Below are 23239 nucleotides of genomic sequence, written 5' to 3'. Positions count from 1 at the left end.
AGTGGAAATTATGCCGCAGTATAAACGCGTCGTCATTTTTTTGCAACCGCCGTTTTCGAAAAACGGGACGCCGCCGCCACGAAAACCGACCGGCCCGGGGCGCGAAAATTCTGCCGCGCGGCGCGGACGAAAGATTTTGCTTATTTTTACATTCTACCAGAAATATGCAAGTTGAGCGCGTCCGGGCGGCATTTTTTGAAGGAGCCGGGCCGCGGACAGGATCCGCCGCGGGGTGCGGGGAAAAACAAGGCGAAGACGCGCAAAAAGCCTGGCGGTCGCTTGATCGTCAGGCTTTTTGCGTATGAAATGTTCCGCATGGAACAACGTCAATTATATTCTTTTCTTCGTGTCTCCGTGGCGGCTTTTGTCCTGCCTTTCAGGCGCCGCGCAGCGCGTCGAGCGCGGCGCCGATGTCGGCGGTCACGACGATGGAACGGGCGCGGATCTCCTCGGGGACGCCCTGCGGCTGCGCGTTGACGAGCGCGTAGACGGCGTCGGAATTTTGGAACGCGCGGATCTGGAACGGGTACTTGATGATCCCTGGCGTGTTGGAGCCGACGCCGAGCTCGAGGTAAAGCACTTTGCCCGTTTCGTGTTTTTTCAGAAATTCCTCGTAGCGCCGGGAGGCCGCGCGCCAGCCTTCGTCCTCGACGAACGTGTCGTCGGAGCGCAGGTTCATGGTCATCGGCTTGCCGCATTTCGGGCAGAGCGGGATCAGCTTCGAAGGCACGCGCATTTTCGGTTTTTCGTGCGAGGGCGGTTCGAGCCGGCCGTCGGCGTCGATGGCGAACCCCTGCGCCAGCACCATCCGCCGCACCGTTTCCCGGTTGTCGTAGGTGAGCTTGTGGCACGGCGTGGAACATTGCCACAGGCCGTAATCGCCCTGCGTGTAAAACAGCCGCTCCTTGTCGAAACGGGCTTTCTGGAAGCAATGGTCGACGTTGGTGGTGACGACGAAATAATCCTTTTCGCGCAGCAGCGCGCGCAGGCGGCGGTACGTCGGCCTGGGGGCGTCCATGTAGCGGTTGACGTAGATGAAGCGGCTCCAGAACGCCCACTGCTCCTCGAGCGTCTCGTAGCGGTAGAAGCCGCCGGAATACATGTCGGAAAAGCCGCAGCGCGCCGCGAAGTCGCCGAAGTATTTGCGGAACCGTTCCCCCGAGTAGTCGAATCCCGCCGCCGCGGAAAGCCCCGCGCCCGCGCCGACCACGACCGTCGGGCAGTCGCGCAGCGCCGCGCGCAGCTTTAGGATTTCCTCATGGGGATTTTTAGCGGGCGCCGAGGAGACGGGAATATATTTCTCGATCCAGTTTTTCAAGAACATGGCCGTTTGACCTCCGTGACCGAAATCCGCTCCCCGCTATTCCGAGTCGTCCCTGACCCGGAGCAGCAGCGCCGCGTTGACGACGACGAACACCGAGCCGAAATTGTGCCACAGCGCGCCGGTGACGGGCGTCAGCACGCCGAGCGCCGGGAGGACGACCGCGGAAACGTTGATGACCATGGAAGCGGCGATATTGACCCTGATTTTCCTCATCACTTTCTGCGTCAGGCTGAAAAGATAAGGGATCCTCTTGATGTCGTCGAGCACGAGCACCGCGTCGGCGGATTCGATGGCGATATCGCTGCCGACGCCGCCCATGGCGATGCCCGCGTCGGCGGCCGTCATGGCCGGCGCGTCGTTGACGCCGTCGCCGATCATGCAGACCGGCTCACCGCCGCGCGAGCAGGCGTAGATCGCGTTCATCTTGCCCTCGGGGAGCAAATCGGCTTTCACGTCTTCGATGCCGGCTTTGGCCGCGATGCGCCGGGCAGCCGCTTCGTTGTCGCCGGTCAGCAGCATGGGCGCGACGCCGGCTGCTTTCAGCTTTTGAACGGCGCGCGGCGCGTCCGGCCGGAGCGCGTCGGCCAGCGCAATGAAACCGGCGAGCTGCCCGTCGGAAGCGAGGTAAACAACGGTCGCGCCGCGGCGCATCCATTCCCGCGCCGGCGCGTCCGCGGCGGAAATGTCAACGCCCTGCGACTTCATGAAATCGGCTTTGCCGACGAGAACTCGTTTATTTTCGACGGTCGCGCTGACGCCCTGTCCGGGCACGACCCGAAAGTCTTCCGCCGCGGCGACGCTTCCGTCGGCGCCGGCCAGGATTGCTCGGCCGAGCGGATGCTCCGAGCGCTGTTCGGCCGCGGCCGCAAGGTGCAGGACATCGCTGTCCGCAAAATTGTCGCGGCAGCTTACGGCCGCGGCCACTTGCGGCTTGCCGCACGTCAGCGTGCCGGTCTTGTCGAAAGCGGCGCGCCGGATGCGGGACAGGCGCTCCAGCGCTTCACCCGATCTGACGATGATCCCGTATTTCGCGGCGTTGCCGATGCCGGCGACGACGGCCGTCGGCGTCGCCAGGATGAACGCGCACGGGCAGAAGACGACGAGCACCGTCACGGCGCGCATGAACTCGCCCGTGAAGAACCATGCCGCGCCCGCGCAGAACAGCGCGACGGCGACGAGCCATGTAGCCCAGCGGTCGGCGGTTGCGACGATGGGCGCCTTGTTGGCCTGCGCTTCTTCCGTCAGGCGGATCATGCGCTGCAGGCTGCTGTCGGCGCTGGCCTTTTCGCAGATCATCACGAACGCGCCGAACTGGTTGACCGTGCCGCTGCCGACACGGTCGCCGGGCTTCTTGTCGACGGGAAGGCTTTCGCCGGTCATGACGGACTGGTCGATCGCCGTCTGTCCTTCGACGATCACACCGTCGACGGGCACGGCCTCGCCCGCCAGCACCACGACGCGGTCGCCGGGATGTATCTGTTCCGCGGGGACGTCTTCGCGCTCCTCGCCGCGAAGCACGTGCGCGCCGCGCGGCGTCAGGCGGATCAGCTTCTCGATGCCCGATGCGGCCTTGTCCGACGCGTAGTCCTCAAGCAGCGAGCCGATCTGCATGATCAGCGCCACCTCGCCGGCCGCGAAATATTCCCGCGTCGCTACGGACGCGACCAGCGCCATGGCGACGAGCACGTCCGCCTTGACGTTGCGATCGACGATCAGCCCCCGGCATGCGCCGACGAGGATCGGCGTCCCGCACAGGACGATCGCCGCCCAGGCGACGTCGAATCCCGGCTTTCCCGTGAAAACGCCGCTCAGACTGAGCGCCAGCGCCAGCGCCGAGAGCGCCGCGCAGAAGCCCGTGACGCGCGCCTCGTTTCCCAACCAACGATCCAGCATCGTAAATCCCTCCGTTTTTTGCCGCATGGAAGCGCATAAATAGTTCTTTTCCTATTATACGGAAGGGGTGCACGGAAGAAAGACGCTGACTCGTCAAAAGCGTAACACGATCCGCGGCCGTCCTGGCGCGGCAGGGAACGCGGCGAACGCGGAAAAAAATCACGCGCCGCGGCCCAGCAGGCGCTCGTAAATCTTCCTGTCCTTCTCCTTGAAGACGTTGAAGATCACCTTCATGCTGCCGTGGCTTTTAAGGAATTCCCGCGCCGCGGCGACGGCGATGGCCGCCGCTTCCTCGTTGGGGAAGCGGAACTCGCCGGTGGAGACGCAGCAGAACGCGACCGAGCGTAGGTTCCTTTCCGCTGCCAGCGCCAGACAGGAGCGGTAGCACGAGGCCAGCAGCGCGCGGTGCTCGTCCGTGACCGCGCCGCCGACGATCGGCCCGACGGTGTGGAGCACGAAGCGGCAGGGCAGATTGTACGCGCCGGTGATCCGCGCGCGCCCCGGCGGCTCGTCGCCGCCCAGCCGCTCCATGAGCGCCGCGCACTCGTTCCGCAGCTGCACGCCCGCCGCCGAGTGGATGGCGTTGTCGATGCAGCCGTGGCACGGCACGAAACAGCCCAGCAGCGAGCCGTTGGCGGCGTTGACAATGGCGTCGGCGGCCAGCCGCGTGATGTCGCCCTGCCACAGGTAGATCCCCGGTTCGGCGGGGGAGAGCGACTCGATCGTCACCACGCCTTTGAGCCGCGTCTCCTCCCGCAGATATTCGTCCTGGATCCGCAAGAATTCTGCGGCGGCGGGGGCCGGCGGACGCACGTTCATCAGCGCGCGCAGCAGGCGCTTTCGTTCCTCGGGCGCGGCGGGGATTTTCACGCCGGCATATTCCGACGGTTTTTCGGCGAGCAGTTTCTCGATAAGCCATGCACAGCGTTCCGGCTGATTCATGACGATGCCTTCCTTTCGATCGATGCGGGATATAAGCCTATTTGCCGCGCCGCACGGATCTTTTTTGCGCGAAAATCGACGTTTTAAAAAGTGAAGAACGATTGACTTTATCTGATGAACTATTCTCTGACGACCGATATGCGCTGCTGAACGTGGCGCCCGCTTTCCGCTTCGTCAATCATGGCGACGGCGTAATCGGCGTAGCTGATCGCGCTCTCGCCGCGAGAGTTGAGCGTCAGCTCTTCGCCGCCGAGAATGTAACGGCCGGTGCGCTCTCCTTCGGCCTGAAAATCGCCGGCGGGGCTGACATAAGTCCAGCGGACGTCGCGGCGCGCGCGCAGATCTTTCAGAGCGGCTGCCATCGCTGCGGCAAGTGGTTTGAAGGCATTGGGAAAGTCAGGGGCGTCGGCGACGCAGAGCGAGTGTTCTTTGTCAATATACAAACTGCCTGCGCCGCCGACCACGAGCAGGCGGGTTGCCGTGCCGCTGAGAAGATCGCACAGATGTTTCAGCGACGCGCCGTGCAGCGGCAGTGTTTCGGGAGACCATGCACCGAAAGCGTCGATGACGACGTCGAAGTTTTTCAAGTCATCGGCGGTCAGGTCGAAAAGGTCTTTCGAGACGAATTTGGTGGCTGCGGTTTTGTTTTCTCCGCGAGCGACAGCCGTTACGTCGAGTCCACGGGCCAGAGCTTCCTTGACGAGCAGCTTTCCCTCTTTGCCGTTGGCGCAGATTACGGCGATTTTCATTTTTCAATTCCTCCAGGTCAGATTGGATTTTTTGTCGGAACTATCTCCTTCAATGAAAACAGTTTAACAGAAGGCTCACCCCCACGGAAGGATGCACAATAAAGTGCCTTGGTCACCTGCGGGTAACGGAGACCCCGTGCTGGGCGCCGCGTTTTTGTTTATTGCGCTCCTGCCTTTGAAAAGATATAATCATTGAAGCGACAGCGAACGAACAAAACCCCGCGGCGCGGCTCCGTCCGCCGACGTGGGGCGGTGAAAGCGGAGCCGCCCGCGCGTCCCCGGCGCGGGGGAACGGGCGGCGTTTTTTTCTTTCGGCGAGGGAAAGACATGAAGATCGTTTCCATCGAAACGGGAATCCTCAACACGCCGCTGATCGCTCCGTTCAAGACGGCCGTGCGCCGCGTCGACGCCATGACCGGCGTGCCGGCGCGGATCACCGACGGCGGCGGCCCATCTGACCTCGGCCAGCTCGTGCATTACCGCCGCTGATCTGGACGGCCCGGCGCTGTGCTCCGTCGATCCCGTGACGAGCGGCCCGCAGTTCGACGGCCCCGTGATCCGCCTGGGAAACGGCGCCGGATTCGGCGTCGCCGACGTCCCCGGAGTGAAGTGGAGCGGATGACCGCATGGGGAGAAATTGGAAAGGGAGGACAGATGAAAAAAAATTACTATGCCGAGAACCTCAATTCTCAGAAACTCTATCAGGTGTATGAGACCTCTCTTCTGCGAATCAGGCAGTATCTTGAAGCGGAGATCGAGTTTGTCAGAACGCGGCTGTCCGGGCGCGAGCGCGTTCTGGAGCTTGGCGCCGGATACGGGCGCATTGTGAGGGAGCTGGCTCCTTTCTGCGCCTCGATCGTCGGCGTGGATATCTCGGAAGAGAACGTCAAATTGGGAAAACGGTACTTGAAGAATTTCCCCAATGCGGACATGGTGACGATGGACGTGCACGACATGAGTTTCGACTGTCAGTTCGACGTCGTGCTCTGTTTGCAGAACGGCCTTTCAGCGATGAAAGCGGACGATAAGGTCGTCCGGACTATCATCGGTTTGCTCGCTCCCGGAGGCGCGGCCTATTTCAGCAGCTACAGCGCGAAGTTCTGGGATTTCCGCCTGAAATGGTTCGAAGAACAGGCTTCCAAAGGACTGCTGGGAGCGATCGATCCCGAAAAGACGAAGGACGGCGTTATCGTTTGCGCGGACGGATTCAAAGCGGCGACCCACACGCCCGATGATTTTGAGAGGATCGGAGCGGCTTCCGGCTTTCCTTATCAGGTGACGGAAGTGGATGATTCCAGTGTTTTTCTGATAATTCACAAAACGTCATAAAGCCGCTGTGGCGGACGGGCGGACGCGGCGCCCTTGCTTTGCCGTCGTCCATGATATGGAGCTTTTCAAAGGAGGAAGAAAAATGTTGATCACCAGCGGATTCACCTATGTGGCGTTCCTCGTGTTCTTCGCCGGGCTGCTCGTGTGGTGCCAGAAGGCCACCGGCTGGAAGATTTTCGATTTCGTGCCGCCGATCGTCATGGTCTATCTGTTCAACATGCTCTTCTGCACGGTCGGCCTGTGGGACATGAAGGCCACGGCGCCGGCCTACTCTGCGGTGAAGAACAACCTGCTGTACGGCATGATCTTCGTGATGCTGCTGCGCTGCGACATCCGCAAGATGGTCAAGATCGGGCCGCGCATGCTGGCGATCTTTTTCTGCTGCGCCTTCACGATCATGGCGGGATTTGTCGTGGCCTATGTGATGTTCAAGGGCAAAATCGGCGCCGAATCGTGGCGCGCCATGGGCGCTCTGTGCGCCTCGTGGATCGGCGGCTCGGCCAACATGGCGGCGCTGCAGGGGGCGTTGAACGTGCCGGAGGGCGATTACGCCTGCGCGCTGATCGTCGATACGATCTATTACTCGGTCTGGATCGCGCTGCTGCTGATGGCGGTGCCGCTCGAAAAGGCGTGGAACCGCTTCTGCGACGCGCGCACGGTGACGTTCGAAGAGGCGGAAGACGCCCAGAAGGCCGCCGCGGAAGGCACGGCGAAGATGAGCGGCGCCACGCTCACGATCCTGCTCGGCCTGTCGCTGATGGTCTCGGCGCTGTCGCAGGCGGCGGGCAAGTACGCGGCCGGCCTGATGCCCGGCATGCTCAAGGACGTGTTCAACGCTTCCACCTGCACGATGCTGATCGTCACGGCGCTCGGCCTGGTCGCGGCGCTGTCGCCGATCGGGCGCATTGCCGGCGCCGACGCGCTGTCGACGATGTACCTTTACGCCGTCATCTCGCTGCTGGCTTCCCGCGCCGGATTGAACGAGCTGCTCGACGCGCCGATGTGGCTGATGGCCGGGCTGTTCGTGTTCGTCGTCCACATCGTGGCGATGGTGATCTTCTCGAAGCTGTTCCACTTCGACCTGTGCATGGTCTCCACGGCGTCGCTGGCTAACATCGGCGGCGCGGCCTCGGCCCCGATCGTGGCGGCCGCCTACAATCCCGGCTACACCGCCATCGGCGTGGTCATGGGCGTGATCGGCGCCGCGGCGGGCAACATCCTCGGCTTTGCGGCCGCGTATCTGATGAAAATGTTCGCGTGATACCAACGAAAAACGGCGCGGCCCCGCCCTCGCGGCGGGGCTGTTTTCGACGGAACGGAGGATCTGAATGGAACTGAACGGAAGTTTTCGCGCGCTGCACGCCGGCCTGCCGGAGGACATCCGGCGACTGAAGGTACACGGGGACTTGGAGGGCGCTCTGGCGGCGATCGAACGGCGGCTGGCTTGCGGGAACACGCCGGCGGAGATGCGGTACGCCCTGACGGCGCAGGCGGAGATGATCCGCCGCCTGCCGGGGAACTTCCCTTACCGCCGCGGCGAAGCGCTGGATCTGGTGCGGGAGCATATCGCCGATTTCGGCGCGGACGAATTCGACGAAATGGTTCGCGACGGGCGCGTCGAATGGATTTACGTGAACGGCGAGCCGCGCTATTTCGGGCGTTTTTTCGAGACGCTCTGCAAGGTGGACGCGCGTTTTGCCGCGCGGGCGGGCGTCGTTCCCGCCGGAATCGAGCCGCCGGACGAAAACGGCGAGTCGCGGCTTGACCGCGCCGCGCGCCTGATGCGCGAGAAGGGGAGCATGGCGGTGCGCTTTCGCTGCCGCGCTTTGCTGCGGCTCAAAGACGAGCTGTTCCGCCCCGGCATGAAGGTGAGCGCGGCGCTGCCGCTGCCCTGCGCCTGCCCGTCTCAGAGCGGCGTCGAGATCGATCTGGTCTCGCCGCAGGCGTCGCTGCTCGCGCCCGAGGACGCGCCGCAGCGCGTCGCCGTCTGGAACGAAACGATGGAGTGGAACCACGATTTTTCCGTGGAGTTCTCGTTCACGCGCCGTCAAAACTTTGCCGATCTGTCCCGGCCGCCGAAGCAGCCCCGCGGCGAAGCGCCGCGGCTGGACGACACGGCCGAGCTGCCGCCGCACGTGCTTTTCACGCCTTTCATGAAGAGCCTGGCGCGCGAGATCGCCGGCGGCGCCGAAACGGCGCTGGAAAAAGCGCGGCGCTTTTACGACTTTATCACGCTGAACGTGAAGTACCGCTTCATGCCCGATTATTTCTGCCTCGAGGACATCGCCGCCAACTGCGCCCGCAACCTGACGGGCGACTGCGGCGTGCAGGCGCTGCTGCTGATCGCCCTGTGCCGGGTGTCGGGCGTACCGGCGCGCTGGGAGAGCGGCTGGGTGACGCGGCCGAACTTCTGCAGCGGGCACGACTGGATGGCGTTCTACGCGTCTCCTTTCGGCTGGCTGTACGCCGATCCGTCCTTCGGCGGCGGCGCGGCGCGCGACGGGAACGAGGCGCGGCGGCAATTTTATTTCGGCAATCTCGACCCGTGGCGCATGGCGGCCAACACGGCCTTTCAGGCGGACTTCCCCGTGCCGTGGGAAGGCTGGCGCTGCGACCCGTACGACAACCAGTCGGGCGAAATGCTCTGCGACGGGCGCGGTCTGCGCTGGTATGAGTTCACGAGCGCGAAAGAGGTCGTTTCCTGCGAAGAAGCGGAATGAAGCTGTTTTTTTCGGCGGCAAGACGCCGCTCCGAACGCCGCCTTTCTTCTTCGCGTGGAATGTTTCGTGTGGAACATTTTTTGTGAATGAAGCCGTAGTAACTGTTTGTTTTATATACGCCAAAAACAATTTATCCGTTTCGTCTGCGGAGAACGAAAACGTTTCCTTGGAAAACGCTGTCGATAAAAAGGGCCTCGAGGCTTTTTAGCGAAAACTGTTATAAAATAAATCGCGCGGACGGCGTGTGCGTCCGCGCGATTTATTTACGCGATTTTTTTCAAAAAAAGGAGTCTGATCATGATGAGATTCGAAATGCTGTGCCTTGCCGCGCTGCTTCTGATCCTGCCGGTCGTGCCGGCGGCGGCGCGGCCGGCGCTGAACCTGACGGACGAACGCATCGCCGATGTGGACGAGCTTTCGCAGATTCCCTCGTCGTATCTGCGCGGCGCGCTGAACGTGCGCTGGCTTGGCGGAAAAAAGCAGAACGAACTGGCCGCGGCGGCCATGGCGAAATTTTTCGCGCCATGGCGCGGCGGCGCCGTGGACGATCCTCTCGTTCCCGGATGGGGCTTCGACGTGCTCGACGCGCCGCGCTGGGGCGAAAATTTGCAGCCGCTGACGGAGGAGAAAAAAGCGGCCCTGCGCGGGCAAGCCGACATGGGGCGCTTCCCCTCCATGGACCTCTGCGCCGTCGCCGTGGTCAACACCAGCGCCCGGGCGCTGCCCACGAACCGCCCCGCTTTTGCCGATCCGGGAGCCGCCGGCGAAGGCTTTCCGTTCGATTACATGCAGTGCGGCGCCGTTTGGGCCGGCACGCCGCTGCGCGTGAAACACGCCGACCGCAGCGGGGCCTGGTATCTGTGCGAGTCCGGTCTGTTCTCCGGATGGATCAGAGCCGCCGACGTCGCTCTGGCGGGGCGTTCGTTCATGGAAAAATACGACACCGGCCGTTACGGCGTGATCGTGGCCGACGACACGCCGCTGCGCGACGCCGGCGGGCGCACGCTGACCGTGGTTCACACGGGCGCGATTTTTCCCGTGGCTTCGGAGCGCGACGGCGCGCTGGTGCTGAACGTGCCCGTCCGCACTTCTGCGGGAACTGCGAAAGTCGCTCGCGCCGTCGCCGGCGCGGCGGAACGCTGGCCGCTGCCGATGGACGCCGCCGGCGTCGGCGCGCTCGCCGACCGCTTCGTGAGCGTGAACTACGGCTGGGGCGGTCTGTTCGAGGACCGCGACTGCTCGGCCACCATGCACGACCTGTTCCTGCCCTTCGGCATCGGCCTGCCGCACCACAGTTCTTTGCAGGCGAAATGCGGTGTTTTCATCGATTTGACCGGAAAGAGCAACGAGGAAAAACTGAAGATCATCCGCGCACGCGGCGTCCCGTTCCGCACGCTGATCGGCATGAAAGGGCACGTGGCCCTGTTCATCGGGCTGTCGCCCAAGGGCGAGCCGCTGATCCTTCATAACTTTTGGGGTGTCCGGCTCGCGTCGGAAGAAAATCCCGATCTGAGCGGCCGCATCGTGCTCGGCCGCGTCGTCGTCACCACGCTGCGTCCCGGCGTCGAGCGCCGCGGCATGGTCGCTCCCGGCGGGCTGCTCGACCGCATCACCACGCTGACCTTCCTGCCGGGCTTCGAACCGGCGGAGAAAGGCTTGGGGGAGCGAGAGTAAGGATGTCAGATTCTATCGATGAAAAGCGAGCACGGCGATACCTTCTTGACGCCGCTCTGTGCTTCTGATTTTCACAACGAAAAACGGCGGCTTTGACCGTTATTTCAAAACCGCCGTGAGGCTGCCGTATTCCGTTCAGGCGCCTAAACTTGCCGCCGCAGCGACGGCTCTTTATAGATCCCTTTTCAAGTAAATCATATCGATCAGCTGTCGACCATCTTCATATATAGGGTGGTCATAATTCTCTACAAAAAAATCTTTGACGATGTGTGATTTTACAAATCCGCATCTTTCGTAGAAACGGAGTATCGCAGGAGTATTGCCTGTCCCTGCATATAACTCGCCGCCAGGCTTCTTGTAGTGATCGACGATAAAGGCAATGAGCTTTTGCCCATATCCTTTCCGTTGGTGTTCGGGAACGGTAACGATATTTTTAAGCTCGTATCTCCCTGCGTGTTCTTGTGTGACGACACAGATCGCCCTTGCGTCGTCGTCGCATAAAGCGAACATGTCGCCGCGATACAAATATTTCTCTATCATGTGTACCTGTTCATCCGCGATCAGCAGAAGTTCCATATACTTTGTTTTATCGCTGTCATCGATCTTTACGATCTTCATTTGCCGTTTTCCCTTTCCGCTTCTCTGCGATCGTTGCAGATCCATTATATCATTTGCACTTTCATGAGAAATCTTCATCTGGCAAACGTCTTTTATCGCCCGCATATGATCGGAACCTACGACACGGGGCCGATGAAGATCCACGAATGGTATGCCGGCTTCACTCCGCAGCCCCCCCGATCAGGCTGACGCTCCCGCCGCAGGGAAAGGATCCGGCGTCAGTCGAGCGTGATCGTTTTTTGAAGCGGCGGCCGCGGTGACGCGTTGGGAACTTCAGAGCGTTCGTGGAGTTTCACGGCTAGCGCGGTCACGGCGCTGTGTGCCATGTGCGAAGACGGAACGCTGCGCAGGGGAGGGGGCGACAGGAACGCGCGGCATCGCTTGTCTTGATAAAAACGGCCCGGGACTCGGCCGTGATGACCGAGCCCCGGGATTGTTTTTTGGCGCGCTTTGTTTACACGCCCAGCGCGTCGAGCCACTTTTTCAGGCTGGCGGCGCTGGGGCGGCCGTTGAGCAGCCTGCCTTCGCGGATATCGGCGCCGGGAGCGCTGCCTTGCAGGTCTTTGGCGGTGCTGCCGAAGCCGCTGCCGCCGGAGGTGGCGAACAGCACGACCGTCTTGCCGGCGAAGTCGCCGGCTTCGAGGAACGTGCGGATGATCGAGGGGGCGGTGTACCACCAGATCGGGAAGCCGAGGAAGATCACGCCGTAGCCGGAAAGCCCCGTTTTCTTTTCGGCCAGCGGCGGACGAAAGGTTTTGTCCCGCATCTCCACGGAACTGCGCGATTTTTTGTTCATCCAGTCGAGATCGGCATCGGTGTAGGGAACGGCCGGACGGATCTCGTAGAGATCGGCTCCGGCGGCTTCCGCCAAGTTCTGGGCCGCGGCGCGCGTGACGCCGCTGGCGGAAAAATAAGCGACCAGTTTTTTGCTCATGAAAGAACTCCTCCTTGAAGGTCATCATACAGGCATTGGTTTAACGTTTCCATTCGAAGAGAACCGTGACGTCGCCGTCTCCAAGCGCCTGCGACAGACCTTCGGAATCGGCGGCGCGCCCGAGGCGCGTGTAGCTGTAAGCGCTGGAAAACGTTCCGTAAAACAACACCAGGCAATTATCGCCGTAAAGCATGAAGTCGCCGGCGCGGATCCGGCCGGGGCGTTCGCTTTGGGTTGGCAGCGGAGCGTCGAGAGAGAAATACTTTTCGTTGCCGTTCAGCTCGCTCATGCGCAGCCGGAGCGGCAATCTGGCGGCCAGCGCCCGTGCGGCGGCGTTGTCTTCGAGGACGAGGGTGAAGCTCTTGCCGCCGATCGTCGCCGTGATCATCGTCTTTTCGGCGGCCATGGCGGGCTCGATGAACGCCGACAGCAGCGCCACGGCGAAGAACAGTGCGCGCACGGCCTGGACGCTCCTGCCCATAGCGGAGGCCTCTGTCATGGCCGGATAACTCTCGATTCCGCCGGCTGTTTCGGCGCCATCCACGGCGTACGGCTCACCGTCGGCCGCCGTCGCCAGCCGATAGATGTCGCGGAATCCGCAGTCGGAAAAAGAGCGCTGGGCGGCGCGATCCAGCAGCGTCTTGAGCTGCCCGGCCTCAGGCTTGACGAGATAACCAATACTTTTTTCATGTGAAAAGTTCCCCCCTAAAAAGTTGGCGCTCTCAACCGTACTATCAAACTTTGCGCTTCATGGCGAAGATCAGGAAATCCAGCGTGTCCGGCTTTTTCTGATCCGCGTGGATTTTCCGCAGCAGGCGCTCCCGATGCTCGGCCAGAAACTTCAGGCGTTCGTTCCCCTTCGCGCGAGCCGTAAAACGGCCGATCGCGTCGGACGCGCAGCCCGCGTCTTTCAGATGCCGGACGAGCGTCCGTTCCTGCGATAGATCGTCGTACAGAGCGATCACCCCTTTTTGCTTGATGAGGCCAATTATAGGTTTTGAGCTTTACAATATCCAATACTCATGTTAAATTCTTGACAATGCCTGATAAGCATACGGCAAGGAAGGATGTGGATTTATGGAACTGCGGGTTTTGCGTTATTTTCTGGCCGTGGCCCGCGAAGAGAACATCACCCGTGCGGCGGGTTATCTGCACCTGACCCAGCCGACGCTGTCGCGCCAGCTCATGGAGCTGGAGAAGGAGCTGGGCAAGAAACTCTTCGTGCGCGGCGCGCGCCGAGTCAGCCTGACCGAGGAAGGAATGCTGCTGCGCAAGCGCGCCGGAGAGATGATCGAACTGGAAGAGAAGACGCTTGCCGAACTGCAGCAGGACGGCGAGGCCGTAAGCGGCGGCGTGTTCATCGGCGCCGGCGAGACCGACGCCATGCGCATGGCCGGGCGGGCGGCGTGTCAGTTGCGTCGGGAAGGTGCGCGCGTCTGCTGTCATCTGTACAGCGGCAACTCCATCGACGTCACCGAACGGTTGGATCGCGGCCTGTTGGATTTCGGCATTTTGCTTGGCCCCATCGACACGAGAAAATATGATTCGTTGCTGTTGCCGGCGAAGGACATCTGGGGAGTTCTGATGCCCGCCGGCCATCCGTTGGCGAAGAAGAAATCCATCCGCGCCGAGGAACTTTGGGACGAGCCGCTGATTCTTTCGCGTCAGGGCATGATCGAGTCCGATATCTCGCGCTGGCTGAAAAAAGAAATCGGCCAGCTTCATGTAGCCGCGACCTACAACTTGGTCTTCAACGCTTCGCTGATGGTCAAAGAAGGGGTGGGATTGGCGCTGACCTTTGACCGCCTTGTCGGCACCGGCGGCGAGAGCGGACTTGCCTTTCGGCCTCTCTCGCCGAAAGTGGAGTCGGGAATGCAGGTCGTGTGGAAAAAATACCAGGTTCACTCACGCGCTGCGGAACGATTTCTTGCAGCGCTGCGCGCGCAGTGCGAAGCGGCAGAATGACTGCCGCGGATGGAGGAAGATCGGCTATGGGCGATCTTCTGAACGAAAAAGAAATTTTGGAAAATGCCGTAACGCCGAAAGAGATCTGTCGCTTTGGACTGAAAGTCCCGGCGGTCACCATGCTTATCCTGGGAGTTCAGTTCTTTCTGAAGCGAGGCCAAGGTGTTGGCGTCAATGAAAATTGCGGAACCTATTGACACTATAAGAATGATTCCATATAATAACCAAGAAAATAAGTGCGTGCTCAAATTATTTTGGTGTCAATGTAGAAGTCGTGCGATTTGCTTAAAGCCGGGGCGGCGTGAGGGAATCCGTGGTCTTGAAGTGTGGGGGAGCTGGGGAGTGTTCGTGTAATGCAGTGTAAAAAATTTCTGTGTAAATAATTTTTTGCCATTTTTGACAGGGGGAGAGATTCCGCGATGAACGATTTCAAAAAGAAACTGGAGAAAAAGCTTCGCGATCCCGAGTACAAGGCGAAGTGGGACGCTTACGATCCTGAGTATCAGGTCATCAAGACTCTGATCGAAGCGCGCCGCAAGAAGAACGTCACGCAGAAGCAGCTCGCCGAGATGACGGGCATCACGCAGCCCGACATCAGCCGTCTCGAGAACGGGCGCGGCAACCCGTCGCTGCGAACGCTCAACAACCTCGCCAAAGGATTGGGCATGGCGCTTAAGGTGGAATTTGTCGACGTCAAAAAGAAGTAGTTTTTTCTGCGTGGTTAGGAAATTTACGAAAGATCCGTCAGACACTTCCGAAAAACGGAATGTCTGACGGATTTTTGTATTCGTTCTCAGCTGAGCAGCATGCGGTCGTTGTCCAGATTTTTCTGCATCGCCTCCTTGAAGCGGTCCAGCAGCGCGGGCACCGTCATACGGGCGCGCTCCTCGTCCCGCAGGTCGAAGAGGATGCGCCCGTTGTCCATCATGATCGTGCGCGAGCCGAGCGCCAGCGCCGAACTGATGTTGTGCGTGATCATCATGCAGGTCAGTTTGTTTTCGGCAACGATGTTTTTCGTCAGCGCCAGCACTTTTTCCGCCGTGGCGGGATCGAGCGCCGCCGTGTGCTCGTCGAGCATCAGCAGTTTCGGCGTCACCAGCGTCGCCATCAGCAGCGTCAACGCCTGACGCTGGCCGCCCGAAAGCGTGCCGACGCGCGCGCTCATACGGTTCTCCAGCCCCAGCTCGAGCGTGGCGACGCGGTCGCGCAGATATTTCTTTTCGCGCGCCGAGAGGCCAAAGGGGGAGACGTGCTCGTCGTTGCGGATGAAGGCCAACGAAAGGTTTTCCTCCACCGACATGGAAGGCGCCGTGCCCTGCATGGGATCCTGAAAGAGGCGGCCGATGAAGTGAGCGCGCCGGTAATCTTTCATGAAGGTGATGTCCTGTCCGTCGAGCGCGATGCGGCCGCTGTCCACGTAAAAGGCGCCGCTGACGGCGTTGATGATCGTCGACTTGCCGGCGCCGTTGGAGCCGATGACGGTCACGAACTCGCCGCGATCGAGGTGCAGCGAGAAGTTTTCCAGCACTTTTTTCTCGCTGGCCGTGCCGGGGTCGAAAGTCTTGCTGATCCTGTCGAGAGTCAGCATCGACGGTTCGCCTTCTTCCGCAGCGCGAACCTGACGCGCGACGCCAGCGCCGGCCAGGAGATAGCCGCTGCCACGATCAGCGCCGAGAGCAGCTTGAGGTCGTTGGCCGACACCGACGAGGAGATGGCGCCGGCGATGATAAGCCAGTACGCCGCGCCTCCCAGCAGCGCCGCGGAAACGCCGCGACGCACGGACGGCCAGCGCATGGCGCCGGTCAGCACCTCGCCGATGATCAGCGAAGCGAGGCCGATGACGACCATGCCCGTACCCATGGTGATGTCGCAGAACTGCTGGTACTGGGCGATCAGCGCGCCGGACAAGGCCGGCATGGCGTTGGCCAGACACAGGCCGACGGTGATCGTATACTGCGGATTGATGGACGAGGCGCTGACCATGCGAGGATTGTCGCCGGTGGCGCGGATCGAGAGCCCCAGTCGCGTGCGCAGAAAAAACACGAGCATAAGCCCCACGGCCACGGCTGCGCCCGCGGCGATCAATAATCGTGTCCATGGCTGCGCGACGCGCGGCAGCGCGGATTTCAGCACCGAGAATACGGTGTCCAGACGCAGCAGCGTCAAGTTGGCGCGCCCCCCCATGACGCGCAGGTTGACTGAGTAGAGTGCCGTCATTGTGACGATGCCGGCAAGGATCGACTGGATCTTCAATTTCGTCTGCAAAAAGGCCGTTACAAGGCCGGCTCCCGCGCCGGCCAGAGCGGCGCAGAACAGCGCCAAGAATGGATGCCCCGTCGCCGTCAGCGCCGCCGATACGGCGGCTCCCAGCGTGTAGCTGCCGTCGACGGTCATGTCGGCGATGTTGAGAGTACGAAAGGAAAGGTACAGGCCCAGCGCTACAAGGCTGTAGATCAGCCCCTGCTCGACCGCGCCGCGAATCAGAAAAAGGCTCATGAGAAACAGCGGCTCCGCCGGGCTACTTGACGTATTTGGAAACGTCGACGCCGAGCGCGGCGGCAGTTTCGCCGTTGACCACGACCGAGACCTCGTGCAGCACTTCCACGGGCGTATCGGCGATCTTTGCGCCGTTCAACACGCGGATGATCATCTGCCCCGCCTGGCGTCCCAGATTCGTGTAGTTGATGCCGCTCGTGGCCAGCCCGCCGTCGTGCACGAGCGAGTCCACAGCGGTATAGACGGGCACCTTGTGCTCTATGGCCACCTGCGACAGCAGCGGCATGGCCAGCGCCGTGGTGTTGTCGTCGGGCACGTAAATGGCGTCGACCTTGCCCATCAATGAGTTGACGGCGGGGACGACTTCGGCGGCGGTGGAGACGACGGCTTCGCGGAAGGCGATGCCGCGCTTGGACATTTCGGCCTCGGCCTTGCGTACCGTGTTGGTGGAGTTGGCTTCGGCGGTATTGTAGATGATGCCGTAGTTCTTCAGGCCAGGCGTGAGCTCTTCGGCAAGGTCGAGCACGTTGCTGGGATGGATGGCGTCGCTGACGCCGGTGACGTTGCCGTCAGGCCGGGCGGGGTTTTTTACCAGCCCGGCGGCAACAGGGTCGGAGACGGCGGCGAAGACCACGGGAATTGTCTCCGCGGCCGCGGCAGCGCCCTGCGCGGCGGGCGTGGCGATGGGGACGATGACATTCACCCCGCGGGCGACGAACTTCTGGCAGATGGCGCTGATCAGCGAAGGCGAATTCTGCCCGTTCTGGTAGTCGATCTCCGCCACGTCGGGACCGTAGCCGGACGCTTTGAGCTCGGCGAGGATGGCAAGGCGCACTTCGTCGAGCGAAGGATGCTCGACCAGCTGGACGATGCCGACGCTGAGCTTCGGAGCGGCCAGGGATGACGAGGCGTACAGGGCCAGCAGGGCGCAGGTCGCGAAGAATTTTTTCATGGTCATGACAAAAACCTCTCTTTCGAAAATGATTTTTTCCGGGACGACGAAATTCACAACGGCCGCCGCATGGTGCCGGGGCAGCGAGTTTTTCCTCCTTTCTCAAAAAAACAAGGCCCGCCCCTGAACGGATACGTTCAAGGACAGGTCCTGAAAAAAGGCCTGCGGTGCCACCTTGATTGCCTTTCGCGAAAAAGGCCGCTCGCGGGATGCCAACACATCCCCGCTCTGTTACGGGAGCTCCCGTCGGGCCCTACTGGGCGAGCTTTCGCCGTTTGGGTCCGCCCTCGGCGGTCCATTTGTCCGAGCCGCATTTCTGCCGGGATCTCAGCTGCCCCGGCTCTCTGTGAGCGCGCGCTGCGGTTTTATCTCCGCGTCTTCGGTTTGGCGTTGTGAAGTCGTTGGGATTATTTAAGCACGAAATTCGAAAAAAGCAAGTGTTTTTTTACGGCCGGGCACGAGCGGGCGAGTCCGTATTTATGACTTGATGTATTATAATGGCGCTGACATGAGACGGCGTTTTACCGTGAACGAGGGAGAAATATCACATGCTTGTTTCGACGAAAGGGCGTTATGCTCTGCGCGTACTGATCGATCTGGCCGAGCATCAGACGGGAGATTATGTGCCGTTGCGGGCGATCGCCGAGCGCCAGCAGATCTCGGAAAAGTATCTGGAAGCCATCCTCAAGTCGCTGGTGCGCGACAAGATTCTCGCCGGCATGCGCGGCAAAGGCGGCGGCTACAAGCTGGCCGTCGCGCCGGAAGAACTGACGGTGGGGCACATTCTGCGGTTGACCGAACCTTCTCTGGCGACCGTGAGCTGCCTGGCGGAGCGCGGCGAAAAGTGCAGACGCCGCGGAGAATGCCGCACGTTGCCCATGTGGCGGGAACTGGATTCGATGATCCTCGCCTATCTTGACGGGCGCAAGCTGGCGGATCTGGTCAAAAAAGGCGGTTCCGGCGCCGACGGCCTTTGAAAGAGCAAAAATTCCGGGCTTCCCGCGGTCGGAGCATTTCGGCGCGGGGAGCTTTTTTCCGTCCTGAAGTTCGCCTTTTTGATCTGATACTGATTTTCAATGAGAAAGCGTCATTGAGAATGCCACGCTGGCGCGCGATTTCATGCAGTTTTCGGCGCGCCTTCGGCGCTCTGAAAAGGGCGAAGAGCCTGTGCTTTTTTAACGAAAACGAGAATGAAAAACAAACTTCATGAGGTACAATTATGCTGACTCTACGCCGTATGTGCGGTCACGCAGCGGCGGATCGGAGAGTGACAGGATGAAAACTTCAATCAAAAAACTGCTCGAAGACGTGCGCGACGGTGCGGTGCCGGTGGATCAGGCGCTGCTGGCCCTGAAAGAAGCGCCGTTCGAGGACATCGGCTTCGCCAAGGTGGACCTGCACCGCCCCGTGCGGCAGGGCGCGGCGGAAGTGATCTACGGCGCGGGCAAAACGCCGCCGCAGATCGTCGCCATTCTCGGCGTCATGGCCCGTCACGGCCAGAACAACGCGATCGTCACGCGCCTGTCGCCGGAAGCGGCGCAGGAAGTGAACGCCGCCTTCCCGATCGAATATCATGCCGAGGCGCGGCTCGGGCTTGTCGGCGGCTTTCCGAAGCCCGACGGCATCGGCCGCATCGTCGTCGCCACGGGCGGCACGAGCGATGTCCCCGTCGCCGAAGAGGCGGCACTGACGGCGCAGATGTTGGGCAACGACGTGCTGCGCCTGTACGACGTGGGCGTGGCCGGACTGCACCGCACGCTGTCGCATCTCGACGAGCTGATGAGCGCCAGCGTCATCATCGCCGTGGCCGGCATGGAGGGGGCGCTGGCCAGCGTTGTCGGCGGGCTGGTCGACTGCCCCGTCGTCGCCGTGCCGACGAGCGTGGGCTACGGCGCGTCCTTCGGCGGCATATCCGCCCTGCTCTCCATGCTCAACTCCTGCGCCAGCGGCGTCACGGTCGTGAACATCGACAACGGTTTTGGCGCGGGGTACTTTGCCAGCATGGTCAATCATATGGAGGTCAAAAAATGAAAACGATTTATTTTGACTGCGCGATGGGGGCGGCCGGCGACATGCTGACGGCCGCATTGCTGGAGCTGACACCGGACCGGGAGGCGGCGCTCGCGAAGCTGAACGCGCTCGGTGTGCCCGGCGTGCGTTTTGCCGCGGCGAAGGCTGTCAGGAGCGGCATCGCCGGCACGCAGATGACCGTCACGGTCGACGGCGAGGAGGAAGGCGAAGGCAGCGCCCGTGACCATGGTCACTGCTGCAAGCACGGCCACGATCATGAGCACGAGGCGCACTGCCGCGATCACGATCATGAGCATCGCCGTCACGCCCACCACGGCATGGCCGACATCGAGGCTATCGTCAACGGACTGAACACCTCCGAAAACGTGCGCTCTCAAATCCTCGAAGTGTACGAGCTCATCGCCGCCGCCGAAAGCGCCGTTCACGGCGTGCCGGTGACGGAAATCCACTTCCACGAAGTGGGCGCTTTCGACGCCGTTGCCGACATCGCCGCCGTCTGCACGCTGATGGAAGAACTGGCGCCGCGGCGCGTGATCGCTTCCCCCGTCAACGTCGGCGGCGGACATGTGCACTGCGCTCACGGCGTCATGCCCGTTCCCGCGCCGGCGACCGCTCTGCTTTTGCGCGGTGTCCCCATGTACGGCGGGCACGTGAGCGGCGAACTGTGCACGCCCACCGGCGCGGCGTTGCTCAAGCGCTTCGTCTCCGATTTCGGCGCCATGCCCGTGATGGCTGTCTCGGCCATCGGCTACGGCATGGGCAAAAAAGACTTTGAAGCCGCCAACTGCGTGCGGGCCTTCCTCGGCGAAAGCGAGTAAACGCCTGAAAGGAATTACTTCATGGACCAGCTTCACGAAAAATACGGACGGCTCAAAGACCTTTTGCGCGGGTTCGGCGGCGTGGCCGTGGCCTTTTCCGGAGGCGTCGATTCGACGTTTCTTTTGAAGGCCGCCCGCGAGGCATTGGGCGACCGCGTTCTCGCCGTCACCGCGCAGTCCTGCTTTTTCCCCCGGCGCGAGCTCGACGAGGCCAACGACTTCTGCGCGCGCGAGCGTATCCGGCACGAGATCTGCGTCTGCGACGAGCTGAACGTTCCCGGCCTTCGCGAAAACCCGCGCAACCGCTGTTACCTGTGCAAGCGCGCCCTCTTCGAGAAGATGATCGCGCTGGCCGCCTCGCGCGGGTTCGGCTGCGTCGCCGAGGGCAGCAATATGGACGATATGGGCGACTACCGCCCCGGCCTGCAGGCCGTCGCCGAGCTGGGCGTCAAAAGCCCGTTGCGCGATGCCGGCCTGTACAAGGCCGAGATCCGCGTCTTGTCAAAAGAACTGGGGCTGCCGACGTGGAACAAACCGTCCTTCGCCTGCCTCGCTTCGCGCTTCGTCTACGGCGAACCGCTCAGCGAAGAAAAACTGAACATGGTCGAACGGGCCGAGCAGCTGCTCCTCGAGCTGGGACTGACGCAGATGCGCGTGCGCGTTCACGGCGACGTCGCCCGCATCGAAGCGCTGCCCGAACAGTTCGCCCTGGTCATGCAAAACCGCGAACGTCTCGCCGCCGAGTTCAAAAAGATCGGCTTCGGCTATGCCGCGCTCGACCTGCAGGGCTACCGCACCGGCAGCATGAACGAAACGCTGGGCACAAAGTAGTTGGCGCAAAAAAATCTCCGTTCCCGAACGGTCGCTTCGGAAACGGAGATTTTTCGATTTTCATGGAATGTTCCGTGTGGAACATGGTCGTTGGCGACGTATGGCCGGCGGTTTCCCGTTTGAATTCATTCGGTCCGCCTTTTTCCGCGGCGGGGCGCGTTTCTCTCGTGCAGAATATGCGTATGCACCCATTCGAACGCGCGCGATTCGCCTTCGTCCTTCAGCACGCGCAGCGCTTCTTCGATCAGCGCCGCCGTGTTGGGGTGAATGAGGTAATGGTTCCTGAACCTGTCGTAATACTCCCACGGCGCGGCGTCGGTGTACTTTTCGCCGAGATAGATCATGCTGGCGGCGACGCGGTCGCAGAACATCTCCGCCACGTACTTCCGCGGCATCTCCATGCCGCACATCGGCCGGGCTTCGCCGTCTGCGTCGTCGCCGACGGCGTAGTCGATCCAGTATTCGAAATGGTGCTTGTTGCGTCCCTTGTGGTGCAGCCACGCCGCGCTGTATCCTTTGTCGAGGCGCTCGGCGTTGTTGGGACTGCGCGTGCCCTGGTAATACCTGGCGCCCACGAAAAATTCGACGGGCGCGTACTTCGACAGGTCGTGCAGCAGGCCCTGTCGGTACAGTCCGAGGCGGAAACAGAATTTCATCACCAGCAGCTTGTGCCGCGTGATCGTTTTGAAGTGGAGGAGCGGATGCATCGCAGTTCATCCCCTTGCCGTCCGTGATAATTTTTATTGACGCCCGCGAGCCGTCCGCGGGCGTCTTTTCATTATACCCGAAGAACCCTTTGTAAAAGCGGCGAAAGCTCTTGCTTCGTTCATAATAAAATATCCCGGTGCAATCGCGCTATATTTGCTGCACTCTGCGGTTGTTTTTTGGGGGAAGAGTTTTTTTGAGCGATAAAATGTAGATGTTTTTAAATGATATTTTTGATATAATCTAAACGTTGTTAAAGAATGAAGAAACGAAGGTGATGCGTTGATTCCTCTTGCCCATGTGAGAAAAAACGAAGACGGTTCGTGGGAAAAACAGACGCTCGCCGAGCATCTCGAGGCGGTCTCGCGGCTGGCGGCGGAGTTTGCTAGCGCGTTCGCCTCGGAGGACTGGGGGCGCATCGCCGGCCGGCTGCACGATCTCGGGAAAGCGCTGCCGGCCTGGCAGAAACACTTGAAGGACGACAGCGGCTGTGAACCGGAGCTGGTGCAGAAGCTCGACGGTGACGGCGGCAGCGCGCCCCAGCACAGCGTCGCCGGCGCCGTGGCGGCTGTTTGTGATTTTCTCGGCCGCAAGGAGCCGATGGACGTGCCTGCGGTGTGTGCCTGGGCGCTGGCCTATGCGATCGCCGGGCATCACGCCGGACTCGCCGACTGGGACGGCGACGGGCGCTCGGCGCTGATCAGCCGATTCCAAGAAGCGTACGAGGCGAAAGCTGTCGAAGAGATTGGGCAATGTCTGGGGGAAGGGGATTCCCGGATCAATTTTGCCCCTTCGATGTTGCATTGCCAGCCGCCGTTGCCAAGGTCTTTTCTGGGGCTGACGACGGAAAATTATCTAAACGAGAGCGAAAATTTCCATCTCTGGGTGAGGATGCTGTTTTCGTGCCTGATCGACGCGGATTTTCTCGACACGGAATCCTTCATGACGCCGGAACGGACGCAGGACCGCGGCGGTTACGCGACGCTTGCGGAGATCGAAAAGGCGTTTGCCCTTTTCATGAAAAAGCTGTCCGAATCTGCGGCAGATACGCCGGTGAACCGCTGCCGTCGGAACGTTCTGAACGACTGTCTGGCGGCCGCAAAGTCGCTTTTATCAAGAAATAATATAAAAGAGCCTGTCTCTCTCCCTCTCTGTCGTGGGAGTTTGAGACAGGCTTTTCTTTTCGCGCCTTTATGCCGTGTTCCGTTAAAAAGGCCAACGACTCTCTGCCATTTTTAGAGCGCCGAGGGTGCGTTGA

25 protein-coding genes are annotated in these 23239 nt (G+C 61.2%); 13 read left to right on the top strand and 12 right to left on the bottom strand.

Translation table 11 applies throughout. The features are described from left to right. Window positions 1–376: 376 nt before the first annotated feature. The 4 genes from FYJ74_RS05420 to FYJ74_RS05405 all read right to left on the bottom strand — a co-directional run bounded on the left by FYJ74_RS05420 (window position 377) and on the right by FYJ74_RS05405 (window position 4908). A complete protein-coding gene (locus FYJ74_RS05420; protein ID WP_154528562.1) occupies window positions 377–1324 on the bottom strand; it encodes an SIR2 family NAD-dependent protein deacylase in 948 nt (315 codons plus the stop codon). 36 nt (window positions 1325–1360) lie between these two features. Next, window positions 1361–3217, bottom strand: coding sequence for a heavy metal translocating P-type ATPase (locus tag FYJ74_RS05415; protein ID WP_154528561.1), 1857 nt, complete (start codon window positions 3215–3217; stop codon window positions 1361–1363). A gap of 159 nt (window positions 3218–3376) precedes the next feature. Next, window positions 3377–4159: a protein-ADP-ribose hydrolase gene (locus tag FYJ74_RS05410; protein WP_154528560.1), complete on the bottom strand. Its 783-nt coding sequence runs from the start codon at window positions 4157–4159 to the stop codon at window positions 3377–3379. A 119-nt stretch (window positions 4160–4278) separates the two neighbouring features. Next, window positions 4279–4908, bottom strand: a complete 630-nt coding sequence (locus tag FYJ74_RS05405; RefSeq protein WP_154528559.1) for an SDR family oxidoreductase — start codon at window positions 4906–4908, stop codon at window positions 4279–4281. Window positions 4909–5235: 327 nt separating this feature from the next. Between FYJ74_RS05405 and FYJ74_RS05400 the strand changes: the two genes are divergently transcribed. The 5 genes from FYJ74_RS05400 to FYJ74_RS05380 all read left to right on the top strand — a co-directional run bounded on the left by FYJ74_RS05400 (window position 5236) and on the right by FYJ74_RS05380 (window position 10631). Continuing rightward, window positions 5236–5397 carry a hypothetical protein gene (locus FYJ74_RS05400; RefSeq protein ID WP_154528558.1) on the top strand — a complete coding sequence of 54 codons (162 nt, stop codon included), beginning with the start codon at window positions 5236–5238 and terminating at the stop codon, window positions 5395–5397. Between the two features lie 165 nt (window positions 5398–5562). Next, window positions 5563–6237 carry a class I SAM-dependent methyltransferase gene (locus tag FYJ74_RS05395; RefSeq protein ID WP_154528557.1) on the top strand — a complete coding sequence of 225 codons (675 nt, stop codon included), beginning with the start codon at window positions 5563–5565 and terminating at the stop codon, window positions 6235–6237. A gap of 82 nt (window positions 6238–6319) precedes the next feature. Further along, window positions 6320–7498 (top strand): DUF819 family protein, encoded by a 1179-nt coding sequence (locus tag FYJ74_RS05390; protein ID WP_154528556.1) that lies wholly within the window; start codon window positions 6320–6322, stop codon window positions 7496–7498. Between the two features lie 67 nt (window positions 7499–7565). Further along, the gene (locus FYJ74_RS05385; protein ID WP_154528555.1) at window positions 7566–8957 is read left to right on the top strand and encodes a transglutaminase-like domain-containing protein; all 1392 of its coding nucleotides are present in this window, start codon (window positions 7566–7568) and stop codon (window positions 8955–8957) included. 297 nt (window positions 8958–9254) lie between these two features. Further along, complete coding sequence (locus FYJ74_RS05380) at window positions 9255–10631, top strand: SH3 domain-containing C40 family peptidase (protein WP_154528554.1); 1377 nt, start codon at window positions 9255–9257, stop codon at window positions 10629–10631. A 171-nt stretch (window positions 10632–10802) separates the two neighbouring features. Here the strand turns inward: FYJ74_RS05380 and FYJ74_RS05375 are convergent, their stop codons facing one another. The 4 genes from FYJ74_RS05375 to FYJ74_RS05360 all read right to left on the bottom strand — a co-directional run bounded on the left by FYJ74_RS05375 (window position 10803) and on the right by FYJ74_RS05360 (window position 13148). Beyond that, complete coding sequence (locus tag FYJ74_RS05375; RefSeq protein ID WP_154528582.1) at window positions 10803–11249, bottom strand: GNAT family N-acetyltransferase; 447 nt, start codon at window positions 11247–11249, stop codon at window positions 10803–10805. Between the two features lie 454 nt (window positions 11250–11703). Continuing rightward, complete coding sequence (locus tag FYJ74_RS05370; protein ID WP_154528553.1) at window positions 11704–12183, bottom strand: flavodoxin; 480 nt, start codon at window positions 12181–12183, stop codon at window positions 11704–11706. Between the two features lie 40 nt (window positions 12184–12223). Continuing rightward, window positions 12224–12664 (bottom strand): cyclophilin-like fold protein, encoded by a 441-nt coding sequence (locus tag FYJ74_RS05365; protein ID WP_154528552.1) that lies wholly within the window; start codon window positions 12662–12664, stop codon window positions 12224–12226. Between the two features lie 253 nt (window positions 12665–12917). Further along, a complete protein-coding gene (locus FYJ74_RS05360; protein WP_154528551.1) occupies window positions 12918–13148 on the bottom strand; it encodes a MerR family transcriptional regulator in 231 nt (76 codons plus the stop codon). Between the two features lie 112 nt (window positions 13149–13260). Here FYJ74_RS05360 and FYJ74_RS05355 point away from each other — a divergent pair, with 112 nt between their 5' ends. The 3 genes from FYJ74_RS05355 to FYJ74_RS05345 all read left to right on the top strand — a co-directional run bounded on the left by FYJ74_RS05355 (window position 13261) and on the right by FYJ74_RS05345 (window position 14855). Beyond that, entirely contained in the window at window positions 13261–14148 is an 888-nt protein-coding gene (locus FYJ74_RS05355; RefSeq protein ID WP_154528550.1) for a LysR family transcriptional regulator, read from the top strand. A 26-nt stretch (window positions 14149–14174) separates the two neighbouring features. After that, on the top strand, window positions 14175–14345 hold the full coding sequence (locus FYJ74_RS05350) for a hypothetical protein (protein ID WP_154528549.1): 171 nt from the start codon (window positions 14175–14177) through the stop codon (window positions 14343–14345). Between the two features lie 222 nt (window positions 14346–14567). Beyond that, a complete protein-coding gene (locus FYJ74_RS05345) occupies window positions 14568–14855 on the top strand; it encodes a helix-turn-helix domain-containing protein (protein ID WP_009163915.1) in 288 nt (95 codons plus the stop codon). Between the two features lie 86 nt (window positions 14856–14941). On the opposite strand, the gene FYJ74_RS05340 is transcribed toward FYJ74_RS05345, so the two are convergent. From FYJ74_RS05340 to FYJ74_RS05330, 3 genes are read right to left on the bottom strand one after another with little or no spacing between them, the layout of a single operon-like run. Then, complete coding sequence (locus FYJ74_RS05340) at window positions 14942–15736, bottom strand: ABC transporter ATP-binding protein (protein WP_154528548.1); 795 nt, start codon at window positions 15734–15736, stop codon at window positions 14942–14944. Continuing rightward, a complete protein-coding gene (locus FYJ74_RS05335; protein WP_154528547.1) occupies window positions 15730–16644 on the bottom strand; it encodes an ABC transporter permease in 915 nt (304 codons plus the stop codon). The genes FYJ74_RS05340 and FYJ74_RS05335 overlap by 7 nt, the downstream gene beginning before the upstream one ends. Before the next feature lie 22 nt (window positions 16645–16666). After that, window positions 16667–17602: an ABC transporter substrate-binding protein gene (locus tag FYJ74_RS05330; RefSeq protein ID WP_154528546.1), complete on the bottom strand. Its 936-nt coding sequence runs from the start codon at window positions 17600–17602 to the stop codon at window positions 16667–16669. A 542-nt stretch (window positions 17603–18144) separates the two neighbouring features. On the opposite strand from FYJ74_RS05330, the gene FYJ74_RS05325 reads away from it, so the two are divergent. The 4 genes from FYJ74_RS05325 to larE all read left to right on the top strand — a co-directional run bounded on the left by FYJ74_RS05325 (window position 18145) and on the right by larE (window position 21276). After that, window positions 18145–18573, top strand: coding sequence for an RrF2 family transcriptional regulator (locus tag FYJ74_RS05325; protein ID WP_154528545.1), 429 nt, complete (start codon window positions 18145–18147; stop codon window positions 18571–18573). A gap of 298 nt (window positions 18574–18871) precedes the next feature. Continuing rightward, window positions 18872–19627 (top strand): nickel pincer cofactor biosynthesis protein LarB, encoded by a 756-nt coding sequence (gene larB / locus FYJ74_RS05320; protein ID WP_154528544.1) that lies wholly within the window; start codon window positions 18872–18874, stop codon window positions 19625–19627. Then, window positions 19624–20445 (top strand): nickel pincer cofactor biosynthesis protein LarC, encoded by an 822-nt coding sequence (larC, locus tag FYJ74_RS05315; protein WP_154528543.1) that lies wholly within the window; start codon window positions 19624–19626, stop codon window positions 20443–20445. Before larB ends, larC begins: the two co-directional genes overlap by 4 nt. Before the next feature lie 21 nt (window positions 20446–20466). After that, window positions 20467–21276 (top strand): ATP-dependent sacrificial sulfur transferase LarE, encoded by an 810-nt coding sequence (gene larE, locus FYJ74_RS05310; RefSeq protein WP_154528542.1) that lies wholly within the window; start codon window positions 20467–20469, stop codon window positions 21274–21276. 125 nt (window positions 21277–21401) lie between these two features. Here the strand turns inward: larE and FYJ74_RS05305 are convergent, their stop codons facing one another. Further along, window positions 21402–21983 carry a DUF5662 family protein gene (locus tag FYJ74_RS05305; RefSeq protein WP_154528541.1) on the bottom strand — a complete coding sequence of 194 codons (582 nt, stop codon included), beginning with the start codon at window positions 21981–21983 and terminating at the stop codon, window positions 21402–21404. Window positions 21984–22263: 280 nt separating this feature from the next. Between FYJ74_RS05305 and FYJ74_RS05300 the strand changes: the two genes are divergently transcribed. Beyond that, complete coding sequence (locus tag FYJ74_RS05300) at window positions 22264–23220, top strand: CRISPR-associated endonuclease Cas3'' (RefSeq protein WP_154528540.1); 957 nt, start codon at window positions 22264–22266, stop codon at window positions 23218–23220. Window positions 23221–23239 lie beyond the last annotated feature (19 nt).

The sequence above is a fragment of the Pyramidobacter porci genome, assembly GCF_009695745.1.
GTDB classification, from domain to species: domain Bacteria; phylum Synergistota; class Synergistia; order Synergistales; family Dethiosulfovibrionaceae; genus Pyramidobacter; species Pyramidobacter porci.
The sequence above is the reverse complement of the archived record's forward strand: the minus strand, read 5'-3'. Positions and strand labels throughout refer to the sequence as shown.

What these genes read in the sequence shown, in the direction of transcription:
- FYJ74_RS05400 (WP_154528558.1), top strand. Translation starts at nt 5,236, where the DNA reads ATGAAGATCGTTTCCATCGAAACGGGAATCCTCAACACGCCGCTGATC.
- FYJ74_RS05345 (WP_009163915.1), top strand. Translation starts at nt 14,568, where the DNA reads ATGAACGATTTCAAAAAGAAACTGGAGAAAAAGCTTCGCGATCCCGAG.
- FYJ74_RS05350 (WP_154528549.1), top strand. Translation starts at nt 14,175, where the DNA reads ATGGGCGATCTTCTGAACGAAAAAGAAATTTTGGAAAATGCCGTAACG.
- FYJ74_RS05325 (WP_154528545.1), top strand. Translation starts at nt 18,145, where the DNA reads ATGCTTGTTTCGACGAAAGGGCGTTATGCTCTGCGCGTACTGATCGAT.
- larB (WP_154528544.1), top strand. Translation starts at nt 18,872, where the DNA reads ATGAAAACTTCAATCAAAAAACTGCTCGAAGACGTGCGCGACGGTGCG.
- FYJ74_RS05395 (WP_154528557.1), top strand. Translation starts at nt 5,563, where the DNA reads ATGAAAAAAAATTACTATGCCGAGAACCTCAATTCTCAGAAACTCTAT.
- FYJ74_RS05375 (WP_154528582.1), bottom strand. Translation starts at nt 11,249, where the DNA reads ATGAAGATCGTAAAGATCGATGACAGCGATAAAACAAAGTATATGGAA.
- FYJ74_RS05385 (WP_154528555.1), top strand. Translation starts at nt 7,566, where the DNA reads ATGGAACTGAACGGAAGTTTTCGCGCGCTGCACGCCGGCCTGCCGGAG.
- FYJ74_RS05380 (WP_154528554.1), top strand. Translation starts at nt 9,255, where the DNA reads ATGATGAGATTCGAAATGCTGTGCCTTGCCGCGCTGCTTCTGATCCTG.
- larE (WP_154528542.1), top strand. Translation starts at nt 20,467, where the DNA reads ATGGACCAGCTTCACGAAAAATACGGACGGCTCAAAGACCTTTTGCGC.
- FYJ74_RS05365 (WP_154528552.1), bottom strand. Translation starts at nt 12,664, where the DNA reads ATGGGCAGGAGCGTCCAGGCCGTGCGCGCACTGTTCTTCGCCGTGGCG.
- FYJ74_RS05305 (WP_154528541.1), bottom strand. Translation starts at nt 21,983, where the DNA reads ATGCATCCGCTCCTCCACTTCAAAACGATCACGCGGCACAAGCTGCTG.
- FYJ74_RS05420 (WP_154528562.1), bottom strand. Translation starts at nt 1,324, where the DNA reads ATGTTCTTGAAAAACTGGATCGAGAAATATATTCCCGTCTCCTCGGCG.
- FYJ74_RS05330 (WP_154528546.1), bottom strand. Translation starts at nt 17,602, where the DNA reads ATGACCATGAAAAAATTCTTCGCGACCTGCGCCCTGCTGGCCCTGTAC.
- larC (WP_154528543.1), top strand. Translation starts at nt 19,624, where the DNA reads ATGAAAACGATTTATTTTGACTGCGCGATGGGGGCGGCCGGCGACATG.
- FYJ74_RS05405 (WP_154528559.1), bottom strand. Translation starts at nt 4,908, where the DNA reads ATGAAAATCGCCGTAATCTGCGCCAACGGCAAAGAGGGAAAGCTGCTC.
- FYJ74_RS05355 (WP_154528550.1), top strand. Translation starts at nt 13,261, where the DNA reads ATGGAACTGCGGGTTTTGCGTTATTTTCTGGCCGTGGCCCGCGAAGAG.
- FYJ74_RS05370 (WP_154528553.1), bottom strand. Translation starts at nt 12,183, where the DNA reads ATGAGCAAAAAACTGGTCGCTTATTTTTCCGCCAGCGGCGTCACGCGC.
- FYJ74_RS05415 (WP_154528561.1), bottom strand. Translation starts at nt 3,217, where the DNA reads ATGCTGGATCGTTGGTTGGGAAACGAGGCGCGCGTCACGGGCTTCTGC.
- FYJ74_RS05335 (WP_154528547.1), bottom strand. Translation starts at nt 16,644, where the DNA reads ATGAGCCTTTTTCTGATTCGCGGCGCGGTCGAGCAGGGGCTGATCTAC.
- FYJ74_RS05340 (WP_154528548.1), bottom strand. Translation starts at nt 15,736, where the DNA reads ATGCTGACTCTCGACAGGATCAGCAAGACTTTCGACCCCGGCACGGCC.
- FYJ74_RS05390 (WP_154528556.1), top strand. Translation starts at nt 6,320, where the DNA reads ATGTTGATCACCAGCGGATTCACCTATGTGGCGTTCCTCGTGTTCTTC.
- FYJ74_RS05410 (WP_154528560.1), bottom strand. Translation starts at nt 4,159, where the DNA reads ATGAATCAGCCGGAACGCTGTGCATGGCTTATCGAGAAACTGCTCGCC.